Source organism: Pseudoalteromonas sp. S2893 (assembly GCF_005887105.1).
Taxonomy (GTDB): domain Bacteria; phylum Pseudomonadota; class Gammaproteobacteria; order Enterobacterales; family Alteromonadaceae; genus Pseudoalteromonas; species Pseudoalteromonas atlantica.
Genome location: NZ_PNCY01000009.1, coordinates 17,503 through 42,038, shown reverse-complemented (window position 1 = coordinate 42,038; position 24,536 = coordinate 17,503). Strand labels below are relative to the sequence as shown.

General features: G+C 40.7%; 17 protein-coding genes. 4 read left to right on the top strand and 13 right to left on the bottom strand.

What is annotated here, in order from left to right; genetic code table 11:
- Positions 1-227 precede the first annotated feature (227 nt).
- The 3 genes from CWC04_RS05025 to CWC04_RS05015 form a co-directional block, all read right to left on the bottom strand.
- On the bottom strand, positions 228-779 hold the full coding sequence (locus CWC04_RS05025; protein ID WP_138684799.1) for a diguanylate cyclase: 552 nt from the start codon (positions 777-779) through the stop codon (positions 228-230).
- Between the two features lie 548 nt (positions 780-1,327).
- Positions 1,328-1,639 (bottom strand): MGMT family protein, encoded by a 312-nt coding sequence (locus CWC04_RS05020; protein ID WP_138684798.1) that lies wholly within the window; start codon positions 1,637-1,639, stop codon positions 1,328-1,330.
- Positions 1,629-2,525 (bottom strand): LysR family transcriptional regulator, encoded by an 897-nt coding sequence (locus tag CWC04_RS05015; RefSeq protein ID WP_138684797.1) that lies wholly within the window; start codon positions 2,523-2,525, stop codon positions 1,629-1,631. The genes CWC04_RS05020 and CWC04_RS05015 overlap by 11 nt, the downstream gene beginning before the upstream one ends.
- A 123-nt stretch (positions 2,526-2,648) precedes the next feature.
- Here CWC04_RS05015 and CWC04_RS05010 point away from each other — a divergent pair, with 123 nt between their 5' ends.
- The 3 genes from CWC04_RS05010 to CWC04_RS04995 all read left to right on the top strand — a co-directional run bounded on the left by CWC04_RS05010 (position 2,649) and on the right by CWC04_RS04995 (position 7,723).
- Positions 2,649-3,731: an efflux RND transporter periplasmic adaptor subunit gene (locus CWC04_RS05010; RefSeq protein ID WP_024031767.1), complete on the top strand. Its 1,083-nt coding sequence runs from the start codon at positions 2,649-2,651 to the stop codon at positions 3,729-3,731.
- Positions 3,732-3,733: 2 nt separating this feature from the next.
- A complete protein-coding gene (locus tag CWC04_RS05005; RefSeq protein ID WP_055019066.1) occupies positions 3,734-6,814 on the top strand; it encodes an efflux RND transporter permease subunit in 3,081 nt (1,026 codons plus the stop codon).
- Between the two features lie 324 nt (positions 6,815-7,138).
- On the top strand, positions 7,139-7,723 hold the full coding sequence (locus CWC04_RS04995; RefSeq protein ID WP_029774483.1) for a hypothetical protein: 585 nt from the start codon (positions 7,139-7,141) through the stop codon (positions 7,721-7,723).
- 9 nt (positions 7,724-7,732) lie between these two features.
- Here the strand turns inward: CWC04_RS04995 and rluF are convergent, their stop codons facing one another.
- From rluF to CWC04_RS04945, 10 genes are all read right to left on the bottom strand, one after another.
- Positions 7,733-8,719: a 23S rRNA pseudouridine(2604) synthase RluF gene (gene rluF / locus CWC04_RS04990; protein ID WP_138684796.1), complete on the bottom strand. Its 987-nt coding sequence runs from the start codon at positions 8,717-8,719 to the stop codon at positions 7,733-7,735.
- 76 nt (positions 8,720-8,795) lie between these two features.
- The gene (locus CWC04_RS04985) at positions 8,796-9,890 is read right to left on the bottom strand and encodes a DUF418 domain-containing protein (protein ID WP_502705334.1); all 1,095 of its coding nucleotides are present in this window, start codon (positions 9,888-9,890) and stop codon (positions 8,796-8,798) included.
- A gap of 19 nt (positions 9,891-9,909) precedes the next feature.
- Positions 9,910-11,124 carry an EAL and HDOD domain-containing protein gene (locus CWC04_RS04980; protein WP_138684795.1) on the bottom strand — a complete coding sequence of 405 codons (1,215 nt, stop codon included), beginning with the start codon at positions 11,122-11,124 and terminating at the stop codon, positions 9,910-9,912.
- Positions 11,125-11,215: 91 nt separating this feature from the next.
- Positions 11,216-12,751 carry a glycogen synthase gene (locus CWC04_RS04975; RefSeq protein ID WP_138684794.1) on the bottom strand — a complete coding sequence of 512 codons (1,536 nt, stop codon included), beginning with the start codon at positions 12,749-12,751 and terminating at the stop codon, positions 11,216-11,218.
- Positions 12,752-12,792: 41 nt separating this feature from the next.
- Positions 12,793-14,094 carry a glucose-1-phosphate adenylyltransferase gene (glgC, locus tag CWC04_RS04970; RefSeq protein ID WP_004586432.1) on the bottom strand — a complete coding sequence of 434 codons (1,302 nt, stop codon included), beginning with the start codon at positions 14,092-14,094 and terminating at the stop codon, positions 12,793-12,795.
- A gap of 14 nt (positions 14,095-14,108) precedes the next feature.
- The gene (locus CWC04_RS04965) at positions 14,109-16,646 is read right to left on the bottom strand and encodes a glycogen/starch/alpha-glucan phosphorylase (RefSeq protein WP_138684793.1); all 2,538 of its coding nucleotides are present in this window, start codon (positions 16,644-16,646) and stop codon (positions 14,109-14,111) included.
- Entirely contained in the window at positions 16,639-18,702 is a 2,064-nt protein-coding gene (gene glgX / locus CWC04_RS04960) for a glycogen debranching protein GlgX (RefSeq protein WP_138684792.1), read from the bottom strand. The genes CWC04_RS04965 and glgX overlap by 8 nt, the downstream gene beginning before the upstream one ends.
- Entirely contained in the window at positions 18,695-20,911 is a 2,217-nt protein-coding gene (glgB, locus tag CWC04_RS04955) for a 1,4-alpha-glucan branching protein GlgB (protein ID WP_138684791.1), read from the bottom strand. The genes glgX and glgB overlap by 8 nt, the downstream gene beginning before the upstream one ends.
- Positions 20,904-22,901 (bottom strand): 4-alpha-glucanotransferase, encoded by a 1,998-nt coding sequence (gene malQ, locus CWC04_RS04950; RefSeq protein ID WP_138684790.1) that lies wholly within the window; start codon positions 22,899-22,901, stop codon positions 20,904-20,906. Before malQ ends, glgB begins: the two co-directional genes overlap by 8 nt.
- 9 nt (positions 22,902-22,910) lie before the next feature.
- The gene (locus CWC04_RS04945) at positions 22,911-23,213 is read right to left on the bottom strand and encodes an isoamylase early set domain-containing protein (RefSeq protein ID WP_004586437.1); all 303 of its coding nucleotides are present in this window, start codon (positions 23,211-23,213) and stop codon (positions 22,911-22,913) included.
- Between the two features lie 371 nt (positions 23,214-23,584).
- On the opposite strand from CWC04_RS04945, the gene CWC04_RS04940 reads away from it, so the two are divergent.
- Positions 23,585-24,517 carry a hypothetical protein gene (locus CWC04_RS04940; RefSeq protein WP_055019075.1) on the top strand — a complete coding sequence of 311 codons (933 nt, stop codon included), beginning with the start codon at positions 23,585-23,587 and terminating at the stop codon, positions 24,515-24,517.
- Positions 24,518-24,536 lie beyond the last annotated feature (19 nt).

Below are 24,536 nucleotides of genomic sequence, written 5' to 3'. Positions count from 1 at the left end.
TATAAAATAATAGCGGCGTATATCAGCCGCTATTATTACCTAGCCTTTTTTAATCATACCTAAATAAGCCCCATTAAGTATTGGTGAGGCCTGGTTAACAATACCTTAGACAGCACCTGAGCTTGGCACTAAAAACCGGTGCTCATACAGCACTATTTAGCTCAGTGTGACCAAGAGTGCGCCTATTTAAACACGCATAAATTAACTGCATACATAACTTAAGCCGATTAAGTGTTATCTTTTTTAGCACGTATACCGCGAATGAACTCTTCTAAATAAGGCGTAAATTCTAGCGCAAGTGCTATAAATAGCACCGTTGCCAAGTAAGTTATTGGTAAAGGAGAGGCTTTTAATTCAAGCGTAAAGTCAGGAGGAAAGCCGCCAGGTGTAAATAAAGCGGTAAATTGCTCCCAATGGCGCGCAATAATTAATACCAAAGCTAACAGGGGTATCATTTCTAAAAAACTGTGTATATGCTGCTCTACTGGCCCTACCCTTCGCTTACTTACCGCATAAGTTACATCCCACATTGCTGTAAGCTCATGCAGAAAAAACAACACAACACAAATGGCTATAATCAAACTATTAACTTCAAAAATTAAAACGAGGATTAACGGAATGCCCACTTCGGCAAACATTAATAAATGAATAAATGACTCTTTAGCACCGCTGGTTGTAGAAATATTACTACGTCGATGACAAAACCAATCAGCAATGCCAGCAGCAAGCCAAACAGGGATCACAAAGTACATTAAAATCAATAAAGTTGGGTCAGTCATAGTTTGTTAGTCCTTAATATTTGGTTTTAATAACCCTCATGCTTAAAACTAAATATTTACACTTCATCAGCTTGATCATTCATCACTAGCGATGTGAAAAACCGTATTTTTCAAATAATTTATCAGTCACTTTTAAGATGGCTTGAGGATTACTTACGTTTTTACCTTAATGTAAATGAGATACCATTTTTAAACGCGCCCTTGAGCCAACATTTGGTATACTCAATATCTATTTACAACTAATAAGTAGTTCAAGTGTTATGCCAAATCTCGACGCTTAATTGATTTAATGCCATTTTAGCTATAGGTAGGTGTAGAGGTGTTTTTTACTTTGCCGTGTATATTTTTATTGTGTAAAAAATAGTAAATATATCGCTTATCATTGTAAGTTTTTCATTCACAAAGCTAGATAAGGAGGTTGTGGTAAAGGTAAAACTAGAAGCTGAATAACCCTATTTGTTGTAGATTTACGCTAGCTAAAACAAAAAAGTAAGCCGCACACTTGTAATAAAGCAGCCTTTAAAAGCTCTTTTACGATAATACCTTCACTACTGCCATCTATACTCGCGCATATTTACTTTGTCGTTTTTAAAGCTAACCCCTTCTAATAATAGCTTTTGGCGCTGCTCTTGGTATTTATCACTGCCTGCAGGAAATGATATTTTACCTTGGCTGTTTACTACTCTGTGCCACGGTATAACAGAATCATCTGGCATTTGCTTTAAAAGGCGCCCTACTAAGCGTGAATTTTGCGGATAACCGGCAAGCGTTGCTACTTGCCCGTAGCTTGCTACAAAACCTGCAGGTATATTTGCAATAATGGTGTAAATGAGGGTTTCTTTATCAATATCAGCGGTCATTAACGTACGCCTCACTGAGTACTTTAAATTGCTCCCAAATAGAGCGTGCGACAGGGCCATGGTGTATTGCATCACGCCTAAATGCACGTACTTCTATACCAAACTCATCTTCTCTGTCGTTTATCTGTATTTGCTGCAACAGCCCGGCTTCTATTTCAGGGCCACAATAATCTATGTTCATCATTGCCCAGCCAGCACCAGCAAGCAAAAAAGACTTTAAATTGGTTACATCGTCAATCTTCATTAAGGCAGAGCCTTTTGAGTAAGAAAGCTTGTCGCTGTCTATGCTTAAGTCACTTTCAAACATGGCCAAACACGGGTAATTTTGTAGCTCGTTAAAGGTCATGTACTTAGGAAACGCTTTAGTAGCTGCAATAATACCAATGTTTAATTTACCAATAGGTAGGCTCTCTAAGTGCCCTGTTGCATGAAATAAGTCAAACCAGGGGCCTATGCCTAACTCCACTTGCCCACTATTTACTTGCTCTAAAGAGACAAAGCGTTTGCCACTGGTTAAATTAAACTCCGTACGCTTAAATAGTCTAAAAGTATTACTTATGATCTCGTTATAACTGTCTTTTTGACAAATTTGCTCATAACAAATTCGATATTGTGGCTCGTTACCCAGTGCGAGCTCTTTAGCAAGCTGTGCTAGCTCATCATTTGCATGCAATAATTGTTGTGCTTCGCGGTGAAAAACACGCCCTTTTTCAGTTAACTGTAATCGGTACTTGCTTCTATCGAGTAGTTCAAAGCCAATTTTTGCCTCTAGGTTTTTAATTGCTAAGGTAAGCGCAGGTTGAGTTTTATGTAATTTAAGCGCCGCGCCACTTAAACTTGCACTTTGTACAATGGCATCTAAAATTTGTAATTGATTCAGCTTCATACTGCGCTCAACATGATCATAAATAAAACTTATTATGTTTCTAAAATTTAATGAATTTTATTTTATATGGTTGCGGCGTATCCTGCACTTAATTATTTTGCCCATCATTGCCACGGAGAAGACATGAAACTCTTTCGTCTATGTATACTTACTACGACTTTACTTACCTTAATGGCCTGTTCTGAGCCAGAAAAGCAAGTAAAAGAAGAGCCCATTAGGCCTGTAAAGTTATTCAATATAGGACATGATTCGCAAACAAATGTGCGCAGCTTTCCTGCTGAAGTGGTTGCTAACCAAGGCTCGTACTTAGCATTTAGAGTCAATGGTGAACTGGTAGAGTTTCCGGTATTAGCAGGTGAAGAAGTTGAAAAAGGGCAACTTTTAGCAAAGCTTGACCCAGAAGACTTTCAGTTACAGTACGATGATAGAAAAGCCCGTTATGAGCTTGCTAAATCACAACTTAGCCGCATTGAACAATTACTTGAAAAAAGAATCGCGAGTCAATCAGAGTACGATGAAGCATTGGCAAATATGCAAGTGGCAGAGTCTGCCTTTAAAATTGCCGAAACCAACCTAGAATACAGCGAGCTGCGCGCCCCATTTGCAGGGACTGTAGCCAAAGTATTTGTTAAAAACTTTGAAAACATTCAAGCCAAGCAAAACATTTTACGCCTAGAAACCCGCGATTTAATGGATGTAGAAATCCAAGTTCCTGAAAAAATAATAGCGCGCATTAAAAAAGGCAGCGACTACCACCCTACCGTTGTGTTTGACGGTTATGATAATAAAGAGTACACCCTTGATTTAAAAGAGTGGGATACGCAGGCCGATCCTACTACGCTTACCTACAAAGTTGTTTTTTCGCTACCAGTGCCTAAAGACTTTAACCTACTTGCAGGGATGACGGGCCGTGTATTTATCGATTTATCAAAAGTAACCAGCTCGCAAGTGGCTTACACTATTTTGCCGGTTGAGTCGGTTTTTTCTGAAGCTAAAGAAAGCGTTTCAGATAACGCCTATGTGTGGATATATAACCCAGAAACTGGTGTTGTTAATAAACAAGCCGTTAAAGTGGGCCAAGTACACCGCGACGGCATTGAAGTGTTAAGCGGTATTAAAGAAGGCCAAATTGTCGTCTCTGCTGGCGTACACTCATTAGATGAAGGCATGAAAGTACGTCCATGGAATAAAGAGCGAGGCTTATAATTATGAGCTTTGCGCAACTCTCCATAGAGAAAAAAGTAATTAGCTGGATGTTTGCACTACTGCTGTTAATTGGCGGGAGTGTGTCGTACTTTGATTTAGGCCAACTAGAAGACCCAGAGTTTACGCTTAAAACCGCCATGGTTATTACTATGTATCCGGGTGCATCACCACAACAAGTCGAGGAAGAAGTCACCTTTCCTATCGAAAATGCAATTCAGCAACTCCCCTACGTAGATTATGTGACCTCTATTTCATCAAATGGTAAGTCGCAAATATCGGTAGAAATGAAAAGCACCTACCGAAAAGAGCAGCTGCGCCAAATTTGGGATGAAATGCGCCGTAAAATTAACGATTTAGCACCTTCACTCCCGAGTGGCGTTTACCCAAGCACCATTTTAGATGACTTTGGTGATGTATACGGCGTTATGTATGCGGTTACCGGCGATGGCTACTCTTATGATGAACTTAAAGATTACACCGATTACTTAAAGCGCGAACTCGTACTCGTTAAAGGTGTGAGTAAAGTGACCATTGCTGGTGAGCAACAGCCTCAAGTAATGGTTGAAGTGTCTACCCGTAAATTAGCGCAGCTCGGTATTGCCCCAAGCCATATTTTTGGTTTACTGCAATCGCAAAATACAGTCTCTAACGCAGGTAAAATTAGAGTGGGCGATGAGTCTATACGCTTTCACCCAACCGGCGAATTTAAAGATGTTAAAGAGCTCGAAACTCTACTTATATCAAAACCCGGTGCTAGCGAGCTTATATACTTAGGTGATGTAGCAAAAGTATTTAGAGAATACGCAGAAGTACCCAGCAATGTTATTCGCTACAACTCAGAACAAGCGCTTTTAATTGGCGTTTCGTTTATGAACAGCGTGAACGTAGTAGATGTAGGTAAACGTATTGACGAGCACTTAGCAGAGCTTGAATACCAGCGCCCACATGGCATTCATGTAGAATCGGTGTATAACCAACCTAAAGAAGTAGAAAAATCGGTAGATGGCTTTATTGTCAGCCTAGTAGAGGCGATTGCCATTGTAATCGTAGTACTGCTTATATTTATGGGGTTAAAAAGTGGTATTTTAATTGGCGGTATTTTATTACTCACCGTTTTAGGCACCTTTATATTTATGAAGTTGTTCGCCATAGACCTGCAACGTATTTCTCTCGGTGCGCTTATTATTGCCCTTGGTATGCTGGTAGATAACGCCATAGTAGTAACCGAAGGCATATTAATAAATTTAAAGCGTGGCCAAACTAAGTTAAAAGCTGCGGTTAATATTGTAGAACAAACTAAATGGCCGCTACTAGGCGCTACAGTTATTGGTATTACTGCGTTTGCCCCTATTGGCTTAAGCTCTGATGCAACCGGTGAATTTGCGGGTAGCTTATTTTGGGTCTTGTTTATATCGCTTTTACTAAGCTGGATCACCGCCATTACGCTTACGCCATTTTTTGCAAATTTAATGTTTAAACAAGATGAGTTTAAAAAAGCTAAAAATGCTGAGGGCGAAGAGGAAGATGACGACCCATATCAAGGCTTTATTTTTACCGGCTATAAAGCACTTTTAGATGTGTCTATGCATTATCGTAAAACCACGCTTGTGCTTATGGTCGTGCTCCTTTGCTCGGCTGTGGTTGGTTTTGGTGCGGTTAAACAATCGTTTTTCCCCGCCTCTAACACGCCTATGTTTTATGTAGATTACTGGCAGCAACAAGGCTCCGACATAAGAGCAACGCTAGAGGGAATTAAAAAGCTTGAAAACTACCTTCAAAAAGAAGAGCTAGTTGAAGAAATAACCAGTACTACAGGCCAAGGTGCTCCACGCTTTATGCTTACTTATGCACCGCAAAAGTCGTACTCGTCATACGGGCAGCTCATTATTAGAGTAAAAAACCGCGAGGCGGTGGCTGTAGTAATGCAAAAAGTGCGTGAATACTCGCAAAATACACCGCTTTCAGCTGAGCTTAAAATTAAGCCCATGGAAATTGGCCCCTCTACCGATGCTAAAATTGAAGCGCGCTTTACAGGCCCCGATCCGGTAATACTGAGACGATTAGCCGCCCAGGCTGAAGAAGTTATCGCACAAGACGACGGCGCTTATAATATTCGTGATGATTGGCGCGCACGTACTAAAATGATTCGCCCACAATTTAACGAACAAAAAGCGCGCCGCTTAGGTATTAGTAAGTCAGACCTTGATGATGTACTGCTTACTAGCCTTTCAGGCAAGCAAGTGGGTGTATACCGCGATGGTACACAACTACTGCCAATTATTGCTCGCTCGCCGGCAAATGAGCGCCTAAATGTAGAAAGCGTTCACGATTTACAAATATACAGCCCAGTACTGGGTGTATTTGTGCCAGTAACGCAAGTGGTTGACGAATTTGTGGTTGAATGGGAAGACAGCCTAATTATGCGCCGCGACCGAAAGCGCACAATAACGGTAATGGCCGATCACAACGTATTAGGCGATGAAACTGCCGCTAAGTTATTTGCACGCGTGCGCGGGCCCGTAGAGGCAATAGAGCTACCGCGTGGCTATAAATTAGAATGGGGCGGCGAGTATGAGTCGTCATCGGATGCGCAAGCCGCTATATTTGGCTCATTACCGCTGGGTTATTTAGCGATGTTTGCGGTAACCGTACTGCTGTTCAATTCACTTAAACAGCCTTTAGTTATTTGGGCTACAGTGCCACTTGCCATTATTGGTGTGAGTGCGGGCATGTTAATAATGAATGCGCCATTTAGCTTTATGGCACTACTTGGATTACTAAGTTTAAGCGGGATGCTGATTAAAAACGGCATTGTGTTGGTCGATCAAATAAATCTTGAGCTTCGCGATGGTAAATCGCCTTATCAAGCTGTGTTTGAATCTGGCGTTAGCCGTGTACGCCCTGTAGCCATGGCGGCTATTACCACCATTTTAGGTATGATCCCGTTGTTGTTTGACGTGTTCTTCCAATCAATGGCGGTAACTATTATGTTTGGTTTAGGTTTTGCAACCATACTCACGCTTATCGTAGTACCTGTGCTTTATACTGTTGTATTTAGAATAGACTACGAGCCTAGAAAGTAATTTAAAAGCCTTAAAGGACATTTAAAACGCAGCTTACCTCACAGTAGCTGCGTTTTTTATTATTTAAACCGAGGTTAAAGATGGACTTAATAAACTAGGTTATATTTGTATTCTGTTTGGCTATTTTCGCTTTATAACCGACGAAAATGGCAATGTAGATTTAAACAACTACCGTTTCACGAGCGGTATTGCACTGGTAATATTTGACGGTACTTACGATTTAATTACACGACTGCGCTCTAAAAACAGCGTATCTGCATTAGCCATTTATTTAGGGCTTTTTTTACTTTATATTGGCGTTGTGTTTTATAAATAGCCCCTCAAATGACAGCAAAACAACTTTTTAGAATAATAATTACCGCTAGTTTACTATTCCCACCCCTATTTTTTATTGCTTGGGATGAAAATCTCGATCCCCCCTTTATTGCCAATACCGCTTATGATTTTTTAACACATAAGCTGCTTCCTGTTTTGTCAGTAATAATTAGTATTGCAGGGGGGATGTACGGATACAAAAAGTACAACGCATGCATAACATTTAAATCAAATTTTAAAGACTACTTAGAGGATGATGGGAAGCTTAGGGGCTGGCTGGGTATTTTGTTTATACCGGTTTTAGTTTATTTATGGCTGTGGGCTAGTTTTTGTATTTCAGTAAAGTTATGGACGTATTATTATAGCGACAATAGCTGGCAGCAAGAGTACCAGCTACTGGCTGTAGAGGCGTGTCCGAGTGATTACGAATACAGCTGCGCAAAACTGGTTGTGCTTGATTTACAAACTTATAGAAAGCGCTCTTTTAGGTGGTATTTAGATAAACCAGCATTAAAGCGGCTAAAAAATGAGAAAATAAACATCGTGGGCGTTAAAAGCCCACTCGGTAACGTTGTACATCAAATACAATGGTAAGTGCGCACGCTATTTTTTTAAACTTAATGTGCCAGATGAACGCGCTTTACCGTTTGCTGGCTTTTTGTTGTTTGCGCTTTTGCTATCGCCTTGCGTATTTTTGCTAGCGCCCCCTTTACCTACATAGGTGGTTGAGCGCTTTTGAAAAGGGGTATTACTTCTTTGAGTGCGAGTGCCTCGCTCATTATTAAAGGCGCGTGGGTTTTCACCCTGAAAATCACGCTTTTTAGGCTCGCCTTTGTTATTGGCATTTTGCTTATTGGTATCAACCGAATGCTCTTGCGTTTTACCCGAATCGGCAATGGAGTCATTAATTTGCGCCATTTCTACGTCGGTTAAATGTCGCCACTGGCCTACTTTTAAGCCCTTTAACGTTACATTCATAATGCGGGTACGTTTAAGGGTCACAACTTCATAACCTAGGTATTCACACATACGACGAATTTGGCGGTTTAAACCCTGCGTAAGCACAATTTTGAATTCTTGCGGAGCTGTTTGTGTCACTTTACATTTTTTTGTAACGGTATCTAAAATAGGAATACCGTTGGACATTTTGCTCACAAATTGGCGATTGAGTGGTTTATCAACTGTCACCACGTATTCTTTTTCGTGGTTATTACCCGCTCGCAAAATTTTATTAACGATATCGCCTTCGTTAGTTAAAAAAATCAATCCTTCTGAAGGTCTATCTAAACGGCCAATAGGAAATATACGGGTGGGATAATTAACGGCTTTGACAATATTACTTTGAATTTTACTCTCGGTGGTACAAGTAATACCCACTGGCTTATTATACGCAATGTACACGCGTTTTGGTTTTTCGCGCAGCGGTTTTCCATCTACTAAAACAGTATCGGTATCAGCCACTTTTACGCCCATTTCAGGCGTATTACCATTAACTGTTACACGACCTTGCTCAATATATTTATCGGCTTCACGGCGTGAACAAAAACCTGTTTCACTAATAAATTTATTTAAACGTTTTAATTCGGTCATGGCACTTAATGGTCCTAATTTTAAAGGCGACTAGTGTAAACCACACGCCATTATTTTTCGCCCCTAATTTAAACCTTTACGCATTAATTTTTGTAATTTTTGCTTGAGTTAACCTGCGCCAAACATATTCCAGTGGCCCTTGCTCATAATAGCGACAATATAAAGCAGTAAACAATAGCTGCACGCTAACTAGGCCAGTCGCGATTATCCAATAGTCTATTCGGTTAAAACTTAATACCCACTGCGGATACAACACTTTATAAAGCAACAGCTGCATAAGTGTTTGGCATATATATAAGGTAAAGGCTAAACGCCCAGCTTGCTGAATAAGCCGACCCACATGGGCACTGTTATTGCAAAATTTAACGATGAGATGAATATAAAATACAGCCATGAACAATGCGGCAAAGGTATTTATAAACTCTTGTAGGGCGAACCCTGCTCCCCCTGTGAACTTTGACGCATAAAGCCTCATGCCTGAAAAAATAAAGGCCCCAGCTATACAAACAATAAGGTGCGGCTTAGTTAAACCTTTACTAAAAACCTCATTTTTATATAAATATATGCCAATCAGCATTAGCCCTACGCACAGCCACATGATCATGATAGGAACAGCTACCAGCATTAATACGTTCATACCTAGGTTACTCAAAAAGTAATCGCTGTAATGCGGGCTATATAAATCGATATACTGTGCTGAGTCACGATAAACGACCTCATCTGGCGCACTAAAGAGCACCAACCCCGTGGCTACAAAACCAATTAAAAGAAACTCCCCTGCCCTTTTTACAAGCAGTTGATTATTACTTTGCAAATATTTTAGAACAAACCAGCCAGATACACCGTACAAAAATAAAATGTCGCCAGCCCAAAGTAAAAAACCATGTACCAAACCAAAAATGATAAGCCAATGCAATCGCGCTTTTAAAGGTGCTATTGATTTAACTTTTTGCCATTGAATATAAAGCCCTGCCCCAAACAGTAAGCTAAACAGCGTTCTAAATCGGCCATCAACAAAAAAAGTACTCACAGCATGGATAAGGGTGTCACTAAAAGGCGGGGTAGATAAAGGAATATAGCTATAATCCATTAAGCCAAACGCATAGCCATTCATATACACTAAGCAAAGCACGGCAATGCCGCGAATAAAGTCCATATTATAATTTCGCATAATGAGCGGTTACTGTCCTTTAACTATTATTTTTATAATTACCTGCCCAATCTACGGCTTGATTATATAACCCTGGCAGCACATCACTTTTAACATTTAGTAATATAACGGCTTTTTCTAATGTCCACCAGCTACCTGTTTCGTACGCTTGTACTACATTTAAAATATAATATAGGGTGTTTTTTTCGTTTAATAATGCCGCTTTAATATCATCAGGAAAAGGTAACTTTTCGACTAATAAACTCATAGGTTGATCGAGTATCGCATCTAGTAACGAAAACAAGCCGGTTAAAAACGCCTCACCCGCCAACGATTTAGACACTTGCTTTGCTATTAGCTCACAAAAGCGTGCTCTAACTACACACACTTGCATTAGTTCTGCTGGCTTTTTACCCGCGGTGTGCGCGGTAACAATTAAACTAACAAACTTTTTTAAACGCTCATGCCCTAAATACACTAACGCTTGCTTAATAGATGATATTTTACTCTGAATAGGAAAAACACCGCTGTTAATTAGCCGCATAAGCTTATAAGCCAAGGCCGCATCGGCTTCAAATAACGCACTAATTTGCTTTATATCTGGGCTTGGCTTCATTACTTGCGCGTAAATAGCCACAACTAACGCATAATTATAATCAATGTCTTGCTGTTCGTGCATTGTGGGCTTGGCAAAAAAGTAGCCTTGAAAGTAATCAAACCCCATTTTATGTGCTTGGTGATAATCGGCTTGGGTTTCTATTTTTTCTGCTAATATTTTTATTTTTTTATGCTGTTTTAGTTTTTCTACAATCTCAGCAATATCTGATAAAGGCGTTTGCGCAATATCAAACTTTACTAGCTTAATAAACTTTAAAAATCGCTCCCATTGCTCGTTATAAACAAAGTCGTCTAATGCGAGTTTATAGTTTTTATGAAAAAGCTCTCTGCAAAGCTGATAGTTATCGTCGGTGGGTTCAATGGTTTCTAATAGCTCAATGACCACATCTTTGCAGGGTAAAAAGTCACATAAATTGTGCTTTAAAGAGTCTGGGCCTATATTTATCAGTGCCGTTTTACCTGAGGTGATGTGGCGTGTGCCTAAATTAAGCTGGTTTTCCATTATTAGGCGAGCAGTTGCTTGACCTTCTTCTATATCGGGAAAAAAGTTTTCAGCACTATTACGAAATAAAAGCTCGTAAGCAACTACATTTTGCTTACGATTGAATATTGCTTGCCTTGCAACAAATACAGACACATTACCTACATCTTATTTTTATACTCAAACTAAGTAATTAATAGCGTAAATAGGTATAAATGTCACTTCTACTGCGTTTAATTTTAATGATTTAGCAATACATGCTTGAAATATAATCAGCAGCGACCGTTTCCCACGAAAAACGAGCTCCTTTAGCATTAGCTGTAATGTTACTCCATTGCTTAGGATTTTGCTGTTTTAGCGTAAGGGTTTCAGTTAAGCATGTCATTAACCCATCAACTTGTTCATTCAACGAGCCGCCAGAAAATGCAAAGCCATTGTTGTTGTGGCTTACGGTGTCTTTTAAACCGCCAACACTGTGTACTAAACAAGGTTGCCCTGCGCGCATAGCAAGCATTTGGCTAATTCCGCATGGCTCAAACGAGCTTGGCATTAAAAATAAATCCCCAAGCTCATATAGACTATCGCCAATACCTTGCCCATAACCTTTTAAAAACAATAAGTTTGCATTGCGTGCCATGGCCTTGGTGAAAATGCTTTCAAGGGCTTTGTCACCAGAGCCTAAAATAATAAGGCGACCATTAAAACGGTTAATTATTTCACACACGTTATCAAGCGCTAATGCATTACCGTATTGTTGGCAAAGTAATAGCACCTTTTGCTCGGTCAGCCTGCCAACACTTGTTACAAGGGGACCATCTTTTGGCGTGTTTTTAAACTGCAGCATACGCTGATGCGCCACATAGTAGCTCGTTTCAAGCTGCTCATGTTTTGCCATCCAGTTAAATAAAGTATGTTCAATACGCTCATACAAGAGCGATAAAGTAACCTGCTCAGGGTTTTGCACTGGGTATTCACAGCCATTTAATATTCCCACCACCTTGCCTTGAGCCGATTGATTTTGTAAATCAAGCTCTAAGCCTTCTCCACCAAAAAAACCTTGCTGATAATTACTCGGCTTTAGTACCTCGGTACTGTAAGTAGGTGAGACTAAATGAACTTTATCTGCCAAATTTATAGCACTGCGCATAGGATTAAAACAGTGTGGATAACGAGGGTCACACAAATGTTGCCCGTTATAACCTAACGACGGAAACCAAGCCTCTAAACTCGAGTCGTCGTGTTTAAAAGGCCTGATCCCTTGCAGTGCTAAATTATGAACTGTATAGGCAATATGTAAATTAGCGAGGGTATCGTAGCGTTTATCAAATTTTAATAATACGGCGACACACGCGCTATGCCAATCGTGTAAATGCAGTGCTTGAGGGCGCGTTATTAAACCCTCTAGTAGCGCTTCACATAGAGCGACACTAAATAATGCATATTTTGTTGCATCAGTAGCAAAAGGTCGCCCGGGTTCGTCATTGCAATACACCGAACCCGATTGGCTAAACAGTGGGTGCGAAATAACAAATTGATTAATGTGTGTGTTGTCATCACTTATTTTAAATAAAGATAATACCTGTGGCTGCGCTCTAAATATAACAGTGACATCACCTATATATTCACGTTGCAGTTGCTCAAACCCATAATCAGGGATAACAACATCTACGCTCACGCCTTGTGCTGCCAGTGCTTTTGGGGCATCTCTGACTACATCTGCTACCCCGCCCACTTTAGCGTTTGGTAGAGCATCGTTTTCTGCGGCAACCATTAATACATGCATTTATTTACTACTTCCTTAACCTTTGTTATTCGCAACCGATTTTAAGCGAACTTTTTATTTTCGTGTGCTTGACGTTCAAGCTTTTTAGCAAGTTCCGTGAGCATATCACGGGTGACTAATACGATGCCTTTTTTAGATACCCTAAAGCCGTTTTCTTCATCGGCTTTTCTATCGTAGCCAATTTCAAGCCCTGCGGGTATTTCACAGCTTCGATCAATTATGGCTCGCTTAATTTTACAATGACGATTAATGAGAGCCCCGGGTAAAATAACCGATTGCTCTATTTCGCAAAATGAACGCACGTGCACGTTTGAAAATAGCAGTGATTTTCTAACTACTGAGCCCGATACAATACACCCTCCTGATACCGTTGAGTCTACCGCCATACCTCGTCTATCTTCATCATCAAAAATAAACTTAGCCGGTGGCAACTGCTCTTGGTAGGTCCAAATAGGCCAGGTTGGATCGTATAAATCTAGCTGTGGCTCGGGCATTACCAATTCCATATTGGCTTCCCAAAACGAGTCTAACGTTCCTACATCGCGCCAATAAGGTTGCCCTTCTTGCATGGGATCTCTAAACGGGAACGCATACACACTGTGCTCTTCTATAATTGCCGGAATAATATCGTGCCCAAAGTCGCGGCCAGAACCTTCATTTTCAGCATCTTTTTTTAGCTGCTCAAATAAAAACTCAGTGTTAAACACATAGTTGCCCATAGAGGCTAAGCAGGTACCTGGCTTACCAGGGACAGAGCTGGGGATCGAAGGTTTTTCATCAAAGCGACATACCCGATTTTTTTCATCAACGGTCATTACCCCAAAGGTATCTGCAGCCTCTTCAACAGGTACTTCAAGGCAACATACTGTCATGTCGGCGCCTTTTTGCACATGCTCGGCTAATAGAGCGCCGTAATCCATTCGATAAACATGATCGCCTGACAAAATCATCACATATTTTGGCAGTTCGTGGCGAATAATATCCATGTTTTGAAAAACCGCATCGGCAGTCCCACAATACCACTCATCACCATTACGCTGAGATGCGGGTAAAATTTCAACCGACTCCCCCAGCTCCTTTTTAAAATGGCCCCAGGCGCGATTAACATGGCGAATTAAAGAGTGCGATTTATATTGTGTGGCTATGCCTACACGCCTCACACCCGAATTGATACAATTTGATAATGGAAAATCGATAATACGGTGCTTACCGCCAAAATAAACAGCGGGCTTTGCGCGCCAATCTGTCAATTCGTGTAAGCGCGAGCCGCGTCCACCAGCCAGTATTAACGCGTACGTATCTCGGGTTAAGCTACTTATGTAACGATTTGCATAACTAGGCATAATACTCTCTCCGTTTAGTCTGTGCTCTTAGTGGCATGGCTCGTAGTTGCGTGTAAGTCTGTTTCACTAATAGTTAGGGGGGTTAGGTGCCAAATATCTTCACTGTATTGGCTTATGGTTCTATCGCTTGAAAATATGCCACTTGCGGCCGTATTTAAAATACTCATTCGCGTCCAATGCGTTTGGTCTTGATACGCAGCCTCTACCTGCTTTTGCGCTGCCACATAGCTTTCAAAGTCATGTGCAACCAGCCACGGATCGTGAGGGCTTTTAATAGCATTAATAATGTCGTCAAATAAATTAGGCTCAAACAGGTTAAATTGCCCGCTTTCGAGTAACTGCATTACATGGCTTAGGTCGCTGTTTTGCTCTATTAAATGAGAAGGGTTATATCGCGATTTAATATCATCAATTTGATGAGCCTGCGCACCAAACAAAAAGAAGTTATCAGCGCCAACAGCGTCTCTAATTTCAATATTCGCCCCATCTAACGTACCAATAGTAAGCGCACCATTCATCATAAACTTCATGTTACCAGTGCCTGATGCTTCTTTACCTGCGGTCGATACTTGCTCTGATAAATCGGTTGCAGGGCAAATAGTTTCCATTGCGGTCACATTATAATTTGGCAAAAACGCAACTCGTAAATAAGGCGCTGCAAGTGGGTCTTTATTAATAACCTCAGCTACGTTATTAATTAACTTAATTATTTTTTTAGCCATGTAATAACCAGGGGCGGCTTTACCCCCTAAAAGCACACAACGTGGTACTAAGTTTGTGGTATCGCCTCGGCGTATACGGTCGTATAAATGAATAACATGAAGTACATTTAATAACTGGCGTTTGTATTCGTGAATACGTTTAACTTGTACGTCAAACATCATCTCTACATCAAAATCAACACCACAGCGCTCTTTCACTAAATCGACGAGACGTTGTTTGTTTTCGCGTTTAACATTTTGCCATTGCTGATGAAACGCGGTGTCGTCGAAGTAGCGGCGTAATTGGCTTATATCTGCAAAATCGCTAACCCATTTTGAGCCAATTTTTTCTGTAATTAAATGACTCAAGGCCGGGTTGCAGTGTGCTAACCAACGCCTTGGCGTAACCCCGTTGGTTTTATTATTAAACTTGTTAGGCCAAAGCTCGTAAAAGGTTTTAAATAGCCCTTCTTTTAAAAGTTGGGTATGTAGTGCGGCCACACCATTTACCGAATAGCTACCCACAATCGCTAAATAAGCCATGCGTATTTGCGGCACGTCGCCTTCTTCAATTAACGAAAGCGCGCGCTGTTTACTTGCATCGCCTGGCCAATGCTGTGCCACTTGCGCTAAAAAGCGGGCGTTTATTTCATAAATAATTTCTAAAATTCGCGGCAATAGTTTTGCAAAAAGCGGCACCGACCATTTTTCTAAAGCCTCTGGCAATAGCGTGTGGTTAGTGTAAGCCATTGTGCTGGTTGTAATTTCCCACGCGTTATCCCAATCAAGCTCGTAGTCATCAACCAAAATGCGCATTAACTCTGCCACGGCAATACTTGGGTGCGTATCGTTTAATTGAAATACATGATGTGCAGCAAAGTCACTAAAGTCTTCGCCGTATTGTTCAACCCATTGCGATACAATATCTTGAATACTCGCTGATGATAAAAAGTACTGTTGGCGTAATCTAAGCTCTTTACCATTTTCACTGCTGTCATTTGGGTAAAGCACCATTGTGATTTGTTCTGCTAGGTTTTTTTGCGCTACCGCTTCTGAATAACTCCCCGCATTAAACTCGGTTAAGTTAAATTCGTCGGTCGCTTCTGATTTCCATAGCCTTAGCGTATTAACAATGTCGTTTTTATAACCAGGAATAGGCACATCATATGGCACAGCTAATACGTCGTGACAACCAACCCATTGACGGTGTTCGCGCCCATGTTTGTCGGTATAACTTTGTACGTGCCCAAAAAACTTCACTCGTTGTGATTGCTCAGGCGCGGCAAGCTCCCACGGGTGCCCCTCACGAAGCCAGTTATCGGGTTGTTCAACTTGGTGGCCATTTTTTAATGATTGGTTAAACATACCGTATTCGTAGCGAATACCGTAACCAACCACGGGAAGCGCAAGGCTTGCACAACTATCTAAAAAGCAGGCAGCTAAACGCCCAAGGCCACCATTACCTAGCCCTGCATCGTGCTCTGCCTGGGCTACGGTTTCAATTGTGGTGCAATACTCTTGCAGTGCACTGGAGACTTGTTCGTCTAAGTCGAGATTTAAAATTGCATTACCAAGTGCTCTACCCATTAAAAATTCCAGCGATAAGTAGGCTGTTTTACGGCGTTTTTCTTGCTTGATTTGTTGTTTGGTTTCTCTGCAACGTGCAACCAGCCGATCTCTGATTGTCAGCGCAAGCGCATGATATAAATACAGTTGCGACTCACCCACTTTGTCACGCCCTAAACTGTAATAAAAGTGCCGAGTTAAATCATCTTTTAAAGTGCTTTCATCAATTACAGGGCCTTCTTGCCACCCTTTTACCACACACACATTTTCGTCTTGCTTAGACATGACCATCGTCCTCTAAATTTGCACTAAAAACCCAGCTGCTTTGTGCTGAAATTTCGACTATTGCATCCTCTTTACTACTCACCGATGCGTTATGTACACTTGATAAAACCATCTCCCATTGCGCCGCGATAGGCGATGGGGGTAACTTACAAAAAACTGTTTTTTTACTCGCATTTAAAATGATTAATAAGGCGTATTTATTTTGCTTATCTAACAAGCTATACATTAAAAACTGGCGCTGTGGCTCGTGCCAATGCTCGTTGGTCATTTTTACGCCTTGCTCGGTAAACCATTTAACCGTAAAGCGCTCGTCAATATCTTCTGAAAACACACTGTGTTTAAACGCACTGTGACCACGCCTTATTTTTAGTGCATCGTCAATAAATCGGGTTAGTGAATGATTTAGCTGTGAGTCTTTCCATGCCAACCAACTGGTGCGGTTATTTTGACAATACGCATTATTATTGCCCCCTTGCGAGTGACCCATTTCACTGCCTGAGGCAATCATAGGCACCCCTTTTGAGAGTATTAGCGTAAGTAAAAAGTTCTTTTGTTGCTGCAGTCTTAGGGCAATAATTTTGGCATCATTAGTAAATCCTTCAACACCACAATTGGTGGAATGATTAGCGCTGTGCCCATCGCGATTTTGCTCGCCATTCGCTTCGTTATGTTTGTGCTCATAACTCACTAAATCGGCAAGCGTAAAACCATCATGGCTGGTAATAAAATTAATGCTGTTTAGCGGCCCGCGCTGGCTGTGCTCAAAAATATCAAATGAGCCATGAATACGCTTTGCTACATTTGCAATAACGCCTTCTTCGCTTTGCCAAAATCGGCGTATTACATCTCGGTATTGGTCATTCCACTCTCGCCAAGGTGCAGCAAAAGCGCCCAGTTGATAGCCACCTGGCCCTATATCCCAGGGCTCACTAATAAGCTTTACACGACTTAATACAGGGTCTTGTTCAATGGCTTGAAAAAATGCATGGGCGCTATTAAAACCATGGGCATTTCGGCCTAAAATGGTGGCTAAATCAAACCTAAATCCGTCTACTCCCATTACTTGCACCCAATAACGTAAGCTATCAAGTACCAGCTTTAAGGTTTTAGGATGATCAATATTAATGGTGTTACCGCAGCCAGTATCGTTTATATACACCTGAGGCTTATCAGCCACCGTCCGGTAATAAGCTAGGTTATCTAGCCCTCTGAGCGATAAAATCGGCCCATCGGCGCCCGCTTCTGCGGTGTGGTTATAAACCACATCTAAAATAACCTCTATATCCGCTTTATGAAGCTCGCTAACCATGCGCTTAAATTCGTTAATGTCATCATCAACTAAATAATCTTTATGCGGGGTAAAAAAGTTGAGCGTGTTGTAGCCCCAATAATTTTGCAGCCCCTTTGCCGTTAAAAACTGCTCACTTATAAAAGCATGCACAGGGAGCAGCTCTAGTGCAGTAACCCCTAAATTATGTAAATGCTCAATAAAGCTAGGGTGGCTTAAACCTAAAAACTTGCCTTGTAAATTTTTAGGAATATTAGGGTGTCGGCACGTGGCGCCTTTTACATGACACTCATAAATAACGGTATTAGACCAGCTATGGTTTGGCTTTTTATGTTTATAAGGCTGGCTATTAATAACCCGTGATTTAGGTATATCAATGGCATTATTAACGGTGCTTTTCGTGCCAATAGGCATTTGCCCATAGTGGCGCTCACTCCATGTAAATTCGCCAAATAAGTCTTTTGCATAAGGGTCAATCAGCAACTTGTGCTCGTTAAACAGCAGACCTTTTTCAGGACTGTACTCCCCTTCTACGCGATACCCATATAACGCGCCTTCGGCTAAGGGCGCGACATGGGCTGTCCATATACCGCCTTCGTTGATATGCATGGTTACTTTTAATATTTCAGAGTGCCCACTTTTATCAAATAAGCACACATAAGCTTGTGTTGCCTTAGGTGCGTACAAGCTAAAGTTAACGCCGCCACTGCTAATAGTTGCGCCAAGTGGCTGTGGTTGCCCATGTGAAACCTCAAATCGATTACTCATCTTCAACCTTTTGTAAATAAATAGTCGTTAACCCGCACATCGCAATTTTAATGCTATGCGAAAAGCCATGAGCGCTTGCCTTAACGCTACTAACCGTGGCGTTTTTGTTTGCTGTTACTTTAATACCTGAGCCAAAAAAAGCGTCATCATCGGTGTTTAAAATAACCTTATATTTACCCGCTGCGGGTACCCCTATTTCATACTCTTGATAAGAAACAGGTGTAAAGTTTGCTACTACTACAATAAAGTCGTGGGCATTTTTAGCATAACGTACAAAACTAAATATACTTTGCTCGTTATTGTTGTTATCTATCCATTCAAAACCCGCAGGGCTTGAGTCGAGTTCATACAGTGCAGGCGACTTTTTATAAACAGTATTAAGCGCTTGTACAGTGTTTTGTATACCGCGGTGGCTTTTATGCTCTAGCAAATGCCAATCAATAGAATGATTGTGATCCCACTCTTTTCGCTGTGCTATTTCGCCGCCCATAAACAACAGTTTTTTACCGGGGTGCGCCCACATAAAAGCGTAATACGCACGTAAATTGGCAAATTTTTGCCAATCATCACCAGGCATTTTTTCAATTAATGAGCCTTTACCATGTACAACTTCGTCATGACTTAGCGGTAAAATGTAATTTTCGCTAAATGCGTACACCATAGAAAAGGTCATTTCGTGATGATGATGCTGCCTATAAAGCGGGTCATGTTGCATGTAATGAAGGCTGTCGTTCATCCACCCCATATTCCATTTGTAGCCAAAACCTAAGCCATTGTGATCAACACTTTGAGTGACCCCCGGCCACGCGGTCGACTCTTCAGCCACCATCATAATGCCCGGATTATTTTTATAACTACGCAAATTTACCTGCTTTAAGCACTCAATAGCGCCTAGGTTTTCTCGCCCACCATAACAATTGGCAATCCATTCACCTTCTTTGCGGCTGTAATCTAAATAAAGCATTGAAGCCACCGCATCTACGCGCAGTCCATCAAGGCTAAATTGCTCTAGCCAATACATCGCATTAGAGATTAAAAAGCTTTTAACCTCTGGGCGGTCGTAATTATAAATATAGGTATTCCAATCAGGATGAAAGCCCTGTCGAATATCGGCATGTTCAAATAAATGCGTGCCGTCAAAGTGGTGTAAACCATGCGGATCACTAGGAAAATGCCCAGGCACCCAATCAAGTAGCACGCCTAAGTTTGCTTTGTGGCACTGCTGAACAAAGTATTTAAAACTGCTGTAATCACCAAAGCGACTAGTTGGTGCAAATAAACCCACCGGCTGGTAACCCCAAGAACCATCAAACGGGTATTCACTTATTGGCATTAATTGAATATGCGTAAAGCCCATTTCAAGCGTGTAATTAACCAGTTTGTCGGCAAGTTCGCTATAGCTTAAATAGCGGTTTTCTTCAGCCCTTTGCCATGACCCTAAGTGCACTTCGTAAATACTTATGGGCGCGTCTATATGGTTACGCTTTTGACGATTTTTAAGCTCGCTATCACTGAGCGAAATAGCCGTTGCTTGCTGTTGTAATACACTGGCGGTACCTGGAGCTTGCTGCATTTTAAAGGCAAACGGATCTGCTTTTTCAAGCACATCGCCTTGCTGTGTCACAATAGAAAATTTATAACAGGTATCGGGCTGAAGCCCTGGGATAAAAAGCTCCCATACACCACACGCAGGATGAAAGCGCATATAATGACGATTAGCTTGCCAAAGGTTAAATTCGCCAATAACAGATACACTGGCTGCATTTGGCGCCCACACACAAAAACGCACTCCATCAACCCCTTGTTGATTAATAAAGTGTGCGCCTAAATGTTTATATGCATGCTCTAAACTGCCTTCGTTAAATAAATACATTGCATCTGTATCTAGGCTGCTTGCAAAGCTATATTCATCGTAAAAACATAATGCTGAGTTTGCATATTCAACGTTACACTTATAAGGCTGCGTTGGCATTTCGTTGCTTGTTGCAATAAATAAATCGCTACTGTTATAACGCTTAGCAATAACTTTTTTATCATTAATAATATTTACATTTTTAGCCGCGGGTAAATACACGCGTATTTCATAGCCATTTTTGTAAGCATGTGCCCCTAAAAAACTAAAAGGGTCTTTAAATCTGCCGCCTTGAAGTGCAGTTACCTGTGCGTCGTAATGGGTCTGTAATGAATCCTTTGGTGCGGTACTACTCATATCCTTTCCTTATTGAATTAACTTCAGCCAAGGTACTGGCATTATTTTTAAAAATAGCGTTGCTTGAATGAGTTAAAACACGGCGCCAATTTGGGTATTCGGTATTAGTACCGGGTATATTCACCGGATACGTTTGTTTATCTAAATCATCAAGCTGAAGTGCAAATAAACGGGTCTCACTGTGTGCAAGTGCTTTGGCAAGTTCACCGTAAACGCACATAGCATCGCTAGTTTCGCTAAGTTGCTCTGCGCTATGTAACTGTATAAAACGCAGTAATCGTTGTTTTTCTTGTTGTCTTTCGTGCAATTGCTGTTGGTACTGCTGATCATCAATAAGCTGATACTGACGTTTAATATCTAAATCATCTGTTTGCCACCATCCGCAAAATGGCGGTACGTCATGATTCGCTATCATAATTAAACAATGCTTAGGTAATTGTTGTAACGGCAAAAACTCGCCATCATGTTGTTTTTCAAAATAAAATAAGCTATTTGAATAAATACCACTTACTGCAAGTGCGTATTTTACCTCGGGCGGGACTATGCCTAAATCTTCTCCTATTACTATGCACTGATTAAGGTGAGACTCTATTTTTAAAATAGCCAATAAGTGCTCAAAAGGGTAATAAACATAACAGCCATCTTGTGTATGGTTACTTTCAAAGCACCACCATAAGCGCCTTAGTGCCATAACGTGATCAATGCGCAAACCGCCAACGCCTTGCATGTTTGCGCTAATAAGTGAGCGATAAAAGGCAAAGTGATCATTTTTTAATTGTTGCGGGTTAAGTGCAGGCAGCCCCCAATTTTGCCCCGCTTGTGCCCAAGGGTCTGGCGGCGCGCCAACATTGGCATTATCACTAAAAAGTGATTGCTGAGATTGATACTCAACGCCATCACCTGCACAGCCAACAGCAAGGTCATTAATTAAACCTATTGCCATGCCTTTATTTAAACAGTGCTGCTGACAATGGCTTAATTGTAATTTAGCCTGCCATTGTAAGTAGTAATCAAAGGTAGGATTGGCTGAATTCAGCGTAGTTAGGGTCTGGGCGTTTTGTTTGCAAAACTGTGCAAACTCATCGCGTCGTAAAGCACTGGCATGTGCTTCAAAATGACTAAATAGCGCTTTAAATAATGTATATTTAACTGCGCTTACTTTTTCATAATTTATAAACTGTTCATTGCTGTTAAAAAGCGCTTTTACCTCATCACTGTGTAACAAAGCATCTAATTGTGGATTGTTTTTAGCATCAGCTGATAGTTCAACACAAATGTACAAAGGATTTAATAACGCACGGCTATTAGGGCTATAGGGGCTGGCTCGCTCACTTTGCTGTGCAAACAGCAAATGTAACGGGTTGAGTAATATGTAGTCCATGTGCTGCTGTGCACATAAATCACATAGCTCTAGTAAATCATTAAAATCCCCTACACCTAGGCCTGCTTTGTTTTTAACTGTGTACAACTGCAGCGAAAGCCCAGTGCGCTTAGTATCATCTACTTGAAAAACTTTTTCTGGGGTGGCCCACAATTGAATCTCTTTGCTTTGCTCCCCTACACTAACCAGCGCCTGATGATAACCTACCGGAATAGCCCCTAAAGGCACTGCTACTTCAATATAACGCACGCCATGTACATAGTAATCGCCCGTAATAGCCAAATTATGTAAGTTAGCACGCTCATAGGTTACGTTTAACTTTGGCAACGTTATCGCAACAGGTAAATCACGTTGACGCTCATCTATGCGAATATAAAAAAGGTTATCAGTTAAATTCACTAAGCTGGTATCGGGTGCTAACTCTAACCAAGGCGCAACATCTAATTGATAATTAAGCTGTGCTATTTGGTGTTCATCTTCGGTATTTACACCACAACATTGTAAGGCACGTTTGCGCGTGTCTTCGCTAAATATAACCTGCTCGCCCGTGTATTTAGTAAACTCATAACCGATACCGTGCAGATAAAACAACTGCGAAAGTGCGTCCATTTACTCGCCTTAATTTATGCGTTGAGTGTTCACTATGCTATTTTCTGTGCCAAATGTATTAGGTAGGTAGTCATCTGCTTGGTGGTCGTTATCCCAAATATCACCATTAATTAAGTAACGAAAATGAAACTGCTGATCAACTGGCAAGCGTTGCTTACATTTAAATACCCCTTCTTTTTTATTAAGCTTCATAGGCACCGGCTGCCAATCGGTAAATTCGCCAAGTAAACTTACTTGCTCTGCATCAGGGTGGGTAAACTCAAAGGTAACTTCAGCTTCATTTTTTGTTTTGAAAAAACGTTTATTCAACATAGTAGGCTCCAACTAAACCAAAATGGGTACTTAATCTTTGCCACAGGGCCGATACAACACTTTAAAGGGCGATGTGGTGCATTTAAACATCATTAAACGCGGGTAATTTAAACAAATTTTTATTTACGCATTATTACAGTGCAAAGAAGTTTTTACCTGCACATATAAGGTGCGATTACGATAAAAATTTTCGCTTATTAATGACAAACTAATGTACAGCAAGTATTAAACCAACTTAATCATTTTTCATTATTAATATATTGAGTAAAAAATCGTATAAAGGTTCACACAAACCTATAAAATTCTTTCGTTATCAGTGTGCTTAAGTAATAATACACAGCATCTTACGTCTCTGAAATACCAAAAATTTCATGTTGAAAAAAAGCATTTTATTTACTACGGTAATTGTATTTATTGCACTTGCCTCCTTTGTAAGCCTTTCTATATATACCCTTTATAGTAAAAAGCAATTATCAGTAGACCCTAAATTAAAAGAAATTTCAGGCATTGAGTTTGATAAAAAAAAGCGTTTGTGGGCGATTAATGATGGCGGTGACGACCCAAAACTTTATCGCCTGGGCGAAGATGGCGCTATTGAAAAAGAAATCCTTGTTACGAATGCTAAAAATATAGACTGGGAAGACATGACGCAAAATAAATTTGGTCATTTTTTCTTAGGTGATTTTGGCAATAATAAAAACGATAGAAAGTGGTTAACTATCTATAAAATAGAAAACCCAATAGATATAAAAACAGAGACCACCGAAGCCGAAATTATTAAGTTTACCTATCCTGAAATGGATGGCACTCCCATTACCCCTAACAAACGCAACTTTGATTTAGAGGCCTTTGTAGAGTACAAACGCCATTTATATTTATTTACCAAAAATAGAACAGAACCTTTCGATGGCATAACCAATGTTTATAAAGTGGGCGATCATGCAGCCAATTTTGATGCTCAGTTAATTGATTCATTTAAAACATGCACAACTCTAGAAAAACTCTGTTGGATCACATCCGCTGCTCTTAGCCCTGACAGGACTAAACTTGTGTTACTTGATTCTACAAGTATTTGGCTGTTCGAAAATTTTAAAGGCGACAAGTTTTTTTCTGGTGATGTGTATCGAATCGATTTAGGTATTGTCACGCAAAAAGAAGCGATCACCTTTTATGATGATAATACGCTTATTTTTACCGATGAAGAATTCAAAGGGCTGGTAGGAGGAAATGCTTACGTTATTAAATTAAACGAAGCACAAAAAACCGTTATCAGACAAGCGCCAAAGGCTGCTGTAAATAAATAGCTATACAATATTTACACAA